Raw genomic sequence first — 11628 nt, 5'->3', positions numbered from 1 at the left:
TATGAAAAAGATATACACTTTGGCTGCAGTTTTATCATTCGCAGCCCTTACCGGTTGTTCTAGTTTCCTGGATCAGGACTTGAAATCGAATGTTCCGGGACCTGAGTTTTATGGAACGGCACAAGGATACGAAAGTCTCAGAAACGCCGCTTACAGTTCTTTACGTAGCATATATGGTGGCGATCCTTGGCTGTTTGAAGGAGGTACAGATCTTTTTGCAACAGGAAGAACCAGCGTTAATGTCTGCAACTTATACAGTAACGCATATACAAGTGCCAATGATGCTGTAACTACTTTCTATACAGAACATTATAAAGCTATTTCACTTGCCAATGAATTGATTTACTGGGGAAATGATGATGCTACAAGAAAAAATGTCGTAGCACAGGCAAGAGGTCTTAGAGCATTGTATTATTTAAATCTTGTACAACAGTTTGGAGGAGTACCGTTGATTAAAGAACGAGTCAGTGGTATTCTGGAAAGTGTGGAACGTGCTTCTACTCTTGATACTTATAATTACATTATCTCTGAACTGGAAAGTATAGCAGGTGGCGATGATCTTGTTGCTGAGGCTACAGACGGTACATTCAACAAGCGTGCTGCCAATCATTATCTCGCGAAAGCATATCTTTCAAGAGGATATATCTCGAATGACAAGCAGGATTTTGTAAAAGCAATATCTGCTGCCGAAGCTGCCGGTGCAGGACAACCGCTTACTACAGAATATAGCACTTTATTCAGTAATGCAGGTGAGGGTAATAGCGAAGTTCTTTTCTCTGTTGTTTATGATTTGACTACAGTTGAAGATAAGGAAAGTGGCAATAAGCAGCAGGCTCATTTTGGCTCGTATTTGAATAATGCCAGCGACGGACACAAATATACATCTTCCACTCTCACGCCTACTTTGTGGATGCATGAAGTGTTCAATACCGATACCGATAATCCTTCACAGGATAAACGTTATGAGGCAACATTCATGACAGAGCTTCGTCAGAGTTATTGGGATTTTTATGATGAATCAAAAAAAGATGTAAGTCCTGTAAAGTATTATTATTGTCCGTCATGGGAATTGGATAATGTCGATTCTTGGCGTGCAGCTCTTCCTAGTCGTGCGGATGCAGTAGTGATAGAACTGCTTCCTGAAGGGAAAAACTATAATGGGATAGTCACTTCCTATGAATCAAAGATGGAAGAAGATATTTTCGGTCTTCCTTGTTTCCGTAAGTTTGATGATATAGAGAATGGTAAGGATGTTTTCTCAACTACATCTTCTATGCGAGATATTTACCTTGCACGTCTGGCAGAGACTAATCTTATAGCAGCAGAAGCATGTATCAAGTCTGACAATCTTTCAGGAGCTTTGAAATATGTGAATATAGTCAGAAGCAGAGCAAATGCAACTTTGGCTCAAGAAAGCGAAATGAATATTGATTATATATTGAATGAGCGTGCGCGTGAGTTGGCTGGCGAGAATCACAGATGGGCTGACTTGGCTAGAACAGGAAAGCTTGCAGAGTACGTAGAAAAATATAACCCTGACATATCAACAGGTCAGATAACAGAAAAATTCTATTTACGTCCTATACCTCTTTCAGCTATTGAGTTGAATCCGGCGCTTAAAGGTCACCAGAATGAGGGATGGTAATTAGATGATTTGTATAATTATTTAAGTGAAATATATGTACCCAGGTTTACTATTTACGTATTCCTGGGTATATTTTAGTAAAAAGAGAATGTCTTGACTTTAATTGTATAGTATAATTACTCCGAAAAAAATATTGTACTTATGAAAAAAATAGTTTCTATAATTTGTTTTATTGTATTTTCTGTTTCTTCAATTCTTGCTGCACAACAATATAAAGACAGTATAGTTGTGGCAAGGGACGGGACAGGAGACTACCGTACAATTAATGAAGCTCTGGAAGGGATAAGGGCTTTTATGGATTACAAGGTAAAAGTCTTTATAAAGAAAGGTATATATAAGGAGAAAATTGTTGTTCCGGCGTGGCTACAGAATGTTGAGTTTATAGGTGAGGATGTCTGTAATACTGTTATAACATATGATGATCATGCTAATATCAATAAAATGGGGACATTCAGAACTTATACACTTAAAGTGGAAGGTACAATGTTGACTTTCAGAAATCTTACTATAGAGAATAATGCTGCACAGTTGGGCCAGGCTGTTGCCTTGCATACGGAGGGAGATAGATTGAGATTCTTCAATTGCCGGTTCCTGGGAAATCAGGATACGGTCTATACCGGTCGTGCGAACTCACGTCTGTATTTCAAGGATTGCTATATTGAGGGTACGACAGATTTTATTTTCGGCCCGTCAACAGCCTTGTTTTTGGATTGTATAATTCATAGTAAGAGAAATTCCTATATAACAGCAGCTTCAACTCCTAAGGATGTAAAGGTTGGATATGTCTTTAAAAATTGCAGATTGACAGCTGACGCTAATGTGACTAAAGTATATTTGGGACGTCCATGGCGTCCGTTTGCTGCAACGGTGTTTATCGGTTGCGAAATGGGGAAACATATCCGTCCGGCAGGATGGGACAACTGGAGAAATCCGGATAATGAAAAGACCGCCAGGTATGCCGAATTTGGTAATACCGGTGACGGCTCTTCTACTGAAGGGCGTGTAAAATGGTCCGGTAAGCTGAAAAAGGATGAGGCCGGATTGTATGATGATTTTTCATATCTGTATTCTGTTTCAGATTCATGGAATCCTTCTGAAAACTAAAAGAATAGTCCACAGACAGTTTTGTAATTCGCCGTCTGTGGACTGTTTTTTATTTGTTCTGCCCTTTCTGGTCTCTATATTCTGATGGGGTCATTCCCATTTTCTGTTTGAAGCATTTGCTGAAATATCTTGGATCGTTTATTCCAACCATGTATGCTATTTGTGTGATGGAGTATTCTCCAGACTCTATCAGCTTGATTGCTTTGTTTATTCTTACTTCTTTAATGAATTCTACAGGAGCAAGGCCGGTAAGTGTCTTCAGCTTCTTGAAGAAAACGGATCGGCTTACCGCCATCTCTTTTACAAGATCGTCCACGACCAATTCGCTGTTGTCTATTCTGCTTTCCATCAGTTCCAGCAGCTTGTCCATGAATTTTCTGTCGCTTGGGGACATGTCAGGAACTTGCGACTCATTATCTTCTGTCTTGTTGTCCGTGTTCAGACTTTGATCCAATAATCTTTCTCTGTATGCTTGCTGGATCTTCAGTTTCCTTTGCAGGATGTTTTTAACCCTCGCTTTAAGGTAAGTGGCGCTGAAAGGTTTTGTTATATAGTCGTCTGCTCCGTATTCCAACCCTTCAAGCTTGCTTTCAATAGCGGTTTTTGCTGTCAGTAGGATTAGAGGTATATGGCTGGTCGTTATTTCGCCTCTTAGTTCCTGCATCATTTGGAATCCGTCCTTTACAGGCATCATTACATCGCTTATGATGATGTCAGGTACATATTTTAATGCTTTTTCCTTTCCTTCTTCACCATTTGCGGCTTCTATAACATGGTAGTCTGCAGTAAATATGTTATGTAGAAATTGTCTCAACTCGGAGTTGTCTTCTACGATAAGCATAATGTCTTTGTTCGTATCGATTTCTTCATCTTCCTTTGTAACTTCATTATTACATTCTGCAACGGTGTATTCTGTGCCTGATGCATAATCCATGTCATTCTGCAAGAATTCTACTTTGTTGTCGTAATGTTCTTTGCCTTTCTTGAAATCGATTTTGAAGCAGCTTCCTTCGTTTGGCTTGCTTGTTACTGTGATTTCTGCTTTATGCATATCTACAAAGTCTTTAACCAGTGAAAGGCCTATTCCGGTACTCAATTGTGATGTTCCTTTTGTCTCAACATGGTTTTCAAAACGTACAAACAGTTTCTTTTTCTTATTTTCGGTTATTCCTACTCCTTTGTCTATAACAGAAATAGCTACAGTATCTTCGTTTTCGTGTATAGTTATTTTTATAGATTTTCCGTCTGGAGTATATTTGAATGCGTTTGAAAGAAGGTTATATATTATCTTCTCATATTTGTCGGCATCAACCCATAAATAGATTGAGCTCTTGTTTGTTTCAATGTCGTATGATATGTTGCGTTCTTTTGCTACTGCCTCGAAGTATTCCATCACTTTGTGGGTGAAAGAGACTACTTCAAGTAATTGTACCTGCATCTTCATTTTCTTGTTTTGTATTTTCCTGAAATCAAGAATCTGGTTTACAAGTCTGAGCATACGGTTTGCATTACGTTCCACCACGGAAAGTTGTTCACGAATTCCGCCTGGAAGATCTTTTTCTTCAAGGATATTCTCAAGTGGAGCAGTGATGAGTGTCAACGGAGTTCTGAGCTCATGGGATATGTCTGTAAAGAATCTCAGCTTCAGGTCTGTAAGCTGGTGTTCCATCACTACTTTATGTTTCAGTCGGTATATGGTTGATAGAATATATACAGCAGTGAACACTATCAACAGTAGTACAAATACGTATATGAGATATGCCAATGGTGTCTCCCAAAATGATGGCAGAATCCTTATATTAAGATTTCGTGTATTGTCAATCCATACGCCATCGGAGTTCGTTGAGCGTACTTTGAATACATAATCGCCTTTCGGCAAATTAGTGTATGTGGCCATTCTCTGTTTGCCTACATAGTTCCAGTTCTTTTCAAATCCGTCTAATATGTATGCATATTGAATGTCCGAAGGGGTAGTGTAGTCCAATGCTGCAAATTGTATAGTGAATATGTTTTCTTTGTGTGAGAGTGTAAGACGTTCTATATCATCTATTGTACATTCTTTTAACGGAGCTGTTCCCGGAACTACTGTGTTGTTGGCAAGCAGTAATTGTGTGAATATAACCGGTGGCTCATATATACTTTTCTTTATAGAGTCAGGATTGAAATAGAAGATACCTTGATTTGTTCCAAATACCATGTCTCCATTTGACAAGTATTCGGATGATGCTTCGCTGAAACGGATTTTGAAGTTCCTATGTCTGTCCTGGAAATTTTCAAAACGTTCGTCCTCCGGATTGAACTTTGTAAGTCCGTTTTCTGTACTTATCCATAACAGCCCGTTCTTGTCTTCCTGGATAGACAGTAGTATGTCTGATGGAAGTCCATCTTTAACCGTATATGTCTTGAAACTTACTTTGCCATCTTGACTTATACTGTTCAGTCTGTTAAGGCCTCCTCCGAATGTGGCAATATATAATTCTCCGTTATGTGTAGGAGTTATCCAGTGTACATCATTATTGCTTAATGTAGTAGGATCGTCCGGTGAACGCATATAATGATGGAACACGGCTTCTGATGGATTTTCGAAGTCGAGTTCTGTCATAACCAATCCTCCTGTGGTGGCTATCCATAGCCTGTTTTTTTCATCGGCAGTTATGTATCTTACTTTATTGCATTCTTTTATAGGAAATCCTTTAAGTATGTTTCGGTGATTGATAAATACAGTTTCACCTTTGTCGTTCTTGGTGATATAGTTTATGCCATTTGAGAATGTTGCAATCCATATTCTTCCCGAATTATCTTCGTATATGCAATAAACATTATTGTCTGACAGACTGTAAATGTCATCAGGATTATATTGGTAGCGTGTAAGACGGAATTGCATTGCATCTGCGGTCGGTTCTGCCTTTATCAGACCTGCACCTTTAGTAGCCAGCCACATTATTCCTTTGCTGTCGCGCATCATGTAATAGACATTTCCTAATAATGGAGCTCCTGATTTGGATATTCGGCCTGTTTCTGTCATGTATCCTATTTCGCTGTACTTATTGTCATAAACCTTCAGCATTCCATCTTTGAGTCCCACCCAAAGGTTACCGTTATACTCCTGATATGCCCTTACTTCATTGCTTAATGTTTCATAGTGGGATTCTACCGGACGTTTAATTCTGAAATGTTCGGTTCTGAATGTTACTTTTTCAAGTCCCTTGGAGTGTGTACACATCCATAAGTTACCCTGCCGGTCAGAAAAAGCGCTGTGTATTTTATTTGAAAAGTGCCATTTCCCGCCATTCATGCTGTTATAGAATGGTACCAGACTATTTTTCTCTCTGTCAAAATATGAGAATCCTCCACCGTATGGATGTACCCATAGAGACCCGAATATATCTTCGTGTATATGGAATGCCGGTCTGGATCTGTCTGTATTTGTAGGTTCAGCATATACCTTTTCTATTTTGATTTTATTGGTATATGGATTATAGTGTGCAACTTCTCCGGTCACATTTTGCTCAAACCATACTTCGTCAGCAGTATCTTTATATATATCGTCAATGCTTGCATCGGGAAGCATGTTTGGCTTGAAATGTTCGTAAGTATCGTTTTTTATGTCATATACGAAAAAGCCGTCTTTCTTGGAGGCTATAATAAGTTTATCATTTTTCTCTATGTATTTTATACCTGTTATATTTGATTGTATAGGGAGTTTAAGTGGAGTGAAAATATTATTACCTTTATTCAGAATCCAAACGTATCCGTTGTTTGCACCGAAAAACAGCTTGTCTTTGTTCTCTTCAAGTGTGAAGAACTTATGTTTTCTTACTATGCCGTCTTTGCCTGAACTGTTAAGTTCGAAAAAAACTTCAGGATTATTACCCGGTTTATTGAAACATGCGAGTCCGTTGTCCGACAGTACCCATTCATCGTCTCCTATCTGATAGACGTTAAAGACAGATGATACAGGAAAAACTTCGGAACCGGAAGAATAATATTCTGTAGTGATCTTTTTGCTTATAGAGTCTGTTATAATTCTTATTGCTCCTCTATTTTGTGATAGTAACCAGACGTTACCGTTTGGAAGTGTTTTTATTCTTGTTATCGGTATGTGTATTTCTGTATTGTCATAGTCTGGTACACTTTCAAATATTTCAGTACGCGGATCAAAGCGAAAAGCGCGCTCATCGTATGTAAGCATCCAAATGTATCCGTATTTGTCAAGCTCCATACAGTCAACGCGATTATTTGTCAGTGCTATTTCATTGTCCAGAAATCCTTTGTAAGTATGGAATGTGTACCCGTCGAACTTGTTTATGCCATTCCATGTTGAGAACCACATATTTCCTTTCTTGTCCTGCAATATATCCATAACCGTGTTTTCGGACAGACCGTCTTCTGAAGAATAATGCGTTATTACGCAGTCTGTTTGCGAATAAACGTTTACTATCTGTAGCAATAAAAGGATAAAAATCGAAAAGTTCTTCATGATGCTGTTTTTGCTTATTTTTATAAACATATTGATATTTTTATATCATTGCAAATATAATGAAAAAATGATTTTTTGGAGTATATTTGCAATGATAACTGGTGATAAAATATGAATATAGTTACTTTATTTTTAGTGTTTTTATTTGTGCTAGGGCATACTAAAGCTCAAAGTACTTCCGATAGGTTTGAGATAAATAAAAATCTGCCGGTTTATTATGATCGGATGAAAAGTCTGTTGACATATCCCATGTCGTGGCAATCGCAGAAAAATAAGGATTTTGATGTTTGGAAGAAACAGGCTCGTGAGATTCTTTTTGAATGTATGGATATTGTTCAGCCTGCTCCTGACGATTATGATATGAAAGTTATAGATAGCGAACAACGGGAGGGCTACAGAGCGTTGAAGATTGAATTCAATATATCCAAGTGGTCAAGAGTTCCTGCTTATCTGCTTGTTCCTGACGGTGAAGGTGTATTCCCTTCTGTGGTTATGCTACATGATCATGGAGCGCATTTCCTTATAGGAAAGGAGAAAATGATACGACCTTTTAATGTGGACCGGGAAATCGTGTCTGATGCAGATTTATGGGCTTTGAAATGTTATGATGGCAGATATGTTGGTGACTATTTTGCTATGAACGGATATGTGGTATTGTCGGTGGATGCCTTGTTTTGGGGAGATAGAGGTTGTAAGGAAGGTATTGACTATGACCGTCAGCAGGCATTGGCCTCGAATTTCATGCAGATGGGTGCTTCATGGGGGGCTTATATAAATATGGATGATATGAGGAGTGTTGAATTTCTGGCATCTTTGCCTTTCGTTGATAGTGACAGGATAGGATGTCTGGGCTTTTCAATGGGAGCCTACCGTTCTTGGATGCTTAGTTCAATGACTGATATGGTTAAAGTCTCCGCTTCAGTATGTTGGATGAATACCACTGATTGTCTTATGACTGTTGATAATAATCAGAATAAAGGTGGATCGGCTTATTCAATGCTTCTTCCACGTATAAGGAAGTATCTTGATTATCCTCATGTTGCAAGTATTGCATGTCCGAAACCTTCGCTTTTCTTCAATGGCAGTCAAGACAAACTTTTCCCTGTAGAGGGAGTGACGGATGCTTATCGTCAGATGAAAGAGGTTTGGGATAGTGTTGGAGCATCCGATAAGTTGGTCACTAAAATGTGGGATGAGAAACATTTCTTTAATAAGAAAATGCAGGAGGAAGTCTTGGATTTCTTTAATAAATGGTTAAAGCCCTAATGACTTTCGTCTTCGGGCTTTAACTGTTAATGTATTCTCTATTGGGATACCTTTTATTTCAGGTGTTTTTTTATCCATTCCAGATGTCCGCGCTCTGTCTCTTCTGATGTCCAATGTTCATTAATTGGAGTTATAAGCGCTTCTTTATTGCATTCAAGGGTGTTGTAAACTGCATAACTTGTAGTCGGTGGACAGGTGTTGTCGTTGAATCCCCATGTCATGAAAGTGTCAGCCTTTATCAGTCGTGCAAAATTTACCACATCATAATATGACATAGTTTCCAGTTTTTCTTTAGTGTCCATTCCTCTTGTACGGAAGAAATGCGGATATCCTCCTGCACGTCCTGCCATATATCCTGCCATATCGCTTAGTGCAGGATGATTTACTACACATGCTGTCACTCTTTTGTCAAGCCCGGCAGTAATCATGGCAAGTGCTCCGCCTTGGCTGCCACCTTGTACTATGACATTCTTACCGTCCCATTCCGGTAGTGATGTGAGCAGGTCGATACAACGCAGACATGACAGATATACACGTTTCATGTAATAATTGTCTTTATTGTCCAGTCCGTTTGTTAGGTATCCGTTTTCTTTACCGTTGAAAGCATTGCTTATCTCCTTAAATTGCTCTTCGCTCATGGTAGGATTAAGTCCATGTATTTCGAATTCCAGACGGATAAATCCTTCTTCGGCATAATATTTGTGTCTGAGAGGCTCCTTTATTGTTTTGATTCCTGCTCCTGGAGGAGACAATACAACCGGACAGCTTTCTGGTTTTGCATTTTTGGGATAAAAGAGATAGCCGTAAACTGCTTGTCCTCTGTTGTTGAGCTGCAGCTTTATAAGATAGCAGTCTATCTTCTCAGTACAATATTCTTCTGCCTTTTCTTTGGTGTATTTCAGTGGAAATTCTGATGCTTCTTTGATGTTGTTCTTCCAAAAATCCATGAAACCATCGGGCATTTCAGTATAAGGCTTTATTTTATCCGGAGAAAATCCGACTTTTACGTGATGACTGTATTTTTTCCCGTTTATCATTACACTGAATATACAGTCGCGGAATCCCGGTTTATCCAATGTGCCTATATTTATTTCAGCCTTACCGTTCTTCAATGTTATGCTTCCCGTTTTGTCGGATGGCATAAGTTCGCTTCCCGTCTCATAGTTTACAGTTATTCCATCCTGTGGAATTCCATATTTGAAAAGGCTGATTTTTATTTTTGCCTTTTCGCCTGTACGGTATATCCAGTCCGGATGATCAGGTTCTGTAACCCATAGCAGATCACTTCTGTAAGGATAATTTTCTGCCATGGACAGAATGGTCATTATACAAACTGTTATTGTAAGTAATATTCTGTTTCTCATTTAATTATCTTTTGATGTTTAATAATGCATTACCATTCTTTGAAGGATTCCAACCATCGTTTCCGGATAAAACTTCTTCAATGCTGAAGCCCTCAGTATTTTTCAACTGTTTTGAATAAGCGACACGTTTTCCAGGGTTGGCTCCTTCTCCTTTGCTCTTGTATTCAGCATAAAAAACAGTTTTTTCGTTATTCTTGTTTCTCCAGTTGTCCCATCCTTCAGGAAGGATATGCTTGCCCATATTGCATTGTATAAATACTGCTTGTGCATATGGTCGCCAAGGACGTGATAAATATACTTTGTCCACATCAGAGTTGGCTGTTATCTCACAATTATAGAACACATATCCGTATTTCTGTCCTTTGTCAGTTGACGGAGCAGTGATGTATCCGTTTCCTATGCTGTGTATATGACAACGGTTGAATACTGCGGTTGACCATCCGAATATGAAGTCAACAGTTCCTTCGATATAACATTCGTCATAGTACTGTCTGCATCCTTTTCCATAGGTATACAATGTGTCTTGAAAACCTAGAAATCTGCATTTCTTGAAATATGCCCTGTCTGCACTTACGAAACATGCTACAGCCTGTCCTACAGGTCCTGACGTGTTTTCGAATGTAATGTTTTCAGCATAAAAGTCAGGTGCGTATATATAGCAGGATGATGATCCTGAAGTGCCTTTGTTTTCTCCGAATATGTTAGGCTTGCTTGCATAGTCATCATAAGTTATTTTTACTTCGCCTTGACCTATAAGAGATACAGCATTCTTACTTGCCGGTATTATGACTTTCTCTTTGTATGAGCCTTCTTTTATCAGAATTGTTGTTCTTGCGTTCTTTCTGTAGTCAGGTACAGCATTAATAGCTTCCTGCACAGTGAAAAAGTCGCCGGAACCGTCTTTGGCTACTACTAAATCATAGTGGCGTACGTACTGTTGTAGTTCGGGTATTGCTTCGGCTACAGCTTTTACAGCCATTTCTGCTATAACAGAAGCTCCATGTACATTCAAATGTGTATTGTCTTCTCTACCATTGGGTAAGGCAGGCACTGTTTTAGGCTTAACCCACAGATACAGTTCCTTTGATTTTTGGGGTCCCATACCTTCTACCAATTTGTGAGTAAGGCTGTTTAAATCAATGAAAGTAACATTAAGTTCTTTTGCGACATTCTTAGGCGAAATCAGATAAGCTCCGTGTGTATCTATAAGTGTCGCTCCTTCTTCAATGCTGTCTTTGGGTGCTTTGGGATCAATTCCGTTGCGTATATCATCCTGCTTTATAGCATTGGCTACAGCATTTCCATCAGCTTTACCGAAGTTACGGCGCACAATTGAGTTGAAAAGAACAGGAATACCTCCCTTTGCTCTTGTATCTTCTACAAATTTTTTGAGATTTGCGTCAAATGTTGTTCCAGGATCGGTATGACGGTTCGGATCGTCTTTTTCATCATTATGACCGAACTGAATGAATACATAATCGCCTTTTTGTATTTTTGAGAGAACAGCATCCCATCTGCCTTCATCGATAAAACTCTTTGAGCTTCTTCCGTTTACGGCATGATTGTCTATGGTAATATCATCTGTAAAATATCTTGAAAGCATTTGTCCCCAACCTCTTTCAGGATTTTCTCCTTCAAGTTTTTTGTTAGCCATTGTTGAGTCACCTATGGTGAATATTGTAATGTTTCGTTTGGCAGGTGTAAATGCTGTTAGGACAAACAGAAGTCCTAACAGAAGTGTAATCTTGTTTTTCATATTATTTCCCGAT

6 protein-coding genes are annotated in these 11628 nt (G+C 38.8%); 3 read left to right on the top strand and 3 right to left on the bottom strand.

Translation table 11 applies throughout. The features are described from left to right. Nucleotide 1: 1 nt before the first annotated feature. Nucleotides 2-1645, top strand: a complete 1644-nt coding sequence (locus NW213_RS06415; protein ID WP_258322206.1) for a RagB/SusD family nutrient uptake outer membrane protein — start codon at nt 2-4, stop codon at nt 1643-1645. 141 nt (nt 1646-1786) lie between these two features. Further along, nucleotides 1787-2749 (top strand): pectinesterase family protein, encoded by a 963-nt coding sequence (locus NW213_RS06410; RefSeq protein WP_258322205.1) that lies wholly within the window; start codon nt 1787-1789, stop codon nt 2747-2749. A gap of 49 nt (nt 2750-2798) precedes the next feature. Here NW213_RS06410 and NW213_RS06405 read toward each other — a convergent pair whose 3' ends face one another. Next, complete coding sequence (locus NW213_RS06405; RefSeq protein ID WP_258322204.1) at nt 2799-7229, bottom strand: two-component regulator propeller domain-containing protein; 4431 nt, start codon at nt 7227-7229, stop codon at nt 2799-2801. Between the two features lie 111 nt (nt 7230-7340). Here NW213_RS06405 and NW213_RS06400 point away from each other — a divergent pair, with 111 nt between their 5' ends. After that, on the top strand, nt 7341-8495 hold the full coding sequence (locus tag NW213_RS06400) for a dienelactone hydrolase family protein (RefSeq protein WP_154043729.1): 1155 nt from the start codon (nt 7341-7343) through the stop codon (nt 8493-8495). A 53-nt stretch (nt 8496-8548) separates the two neighbouring features. Here the strand turns inward: NW213_RS06400 and NW213_RS06395 are convergent, their stop codons facing one another. Beyond that, on the bottom strand, nt 8549-9859 hold the full coding sequence (locus tag NW213_RS06395; protein WP_258322203.1) for an acetylxylan esterase: 1311 nt from the start codon (nt 9857-9859) through the stop codon (nt 8549-8551). 4 nt (nt 9860-9863) lie between these two features. Further along, entirely contained in the window at nt 9864-11615 is a 1752-nt protein-coding gene (locus NW213_RS06390) for a pectinesterase family protein (protein WP_258322202.1), read from the bottom strand. Nucleotides 11616-11628: the final 13 nt, after the last annotated feature.

The sequence above is a fragment of the Bacteroides sp. ET336 genome, assembly GCF_024733815.1.
GTDB lineage: Bacteria > Bacteroidota > Bacteroidia > Bacteroidales > Bacteroidaceae > Phocaeicola > Phocaeicola cellulolyticus.
Note: the sequence above shows the minus strand (reverse complement) of the source record. Positions and strands in the feature narration are given on the sequence as shown.

Excerpts from the sequence above, each read along its gene's own strand:
- NW213_RS06415 (WP_258322206.1), top strand. The coding sequence starts at position 2 with ATGAAAAAGATATACACTTTGGCTGCAGTTTTATCATTCGCAGCCCTT.
- NW213_RS06410 (WP_258322205.1), top strand. The coding sequence starts at position 1,787 with ATGAAAAAAATAGTTTCTATAATTTGTTTTATTGTATTTTCTGTTTCT.
- NW213_RS06405 (WP_258322204.1), bottom strand. The coding sequence starts at position 7,229 with ATGAAGAACTTTTCGATTTTTATCCTTTTATTGCTACAGATAGTAAAC.
- NW213_RS06400 (WP_154043729.1), top strand. The coding sequence starts at position 7,341 with ATGAATATAGTTACTTTATTTTTAGTGTTTTTATTTGTGCTAGGGCAT.
- NW213_RS06395 (WP_258322203.1), bottom strand. The coding sequence starts at position 9,859 with ATGAGAAACAGAATATTACTTACAATAACAGTTTGTATAATGACCATT.
- NW213_RS06390 (WP_258322202.1), bottom strand. The coding sequence starts at position 11,615 with ATGAAAAACAAGATTACACTTCTGTTAGGACTTCTGTTTGTCCTAACA.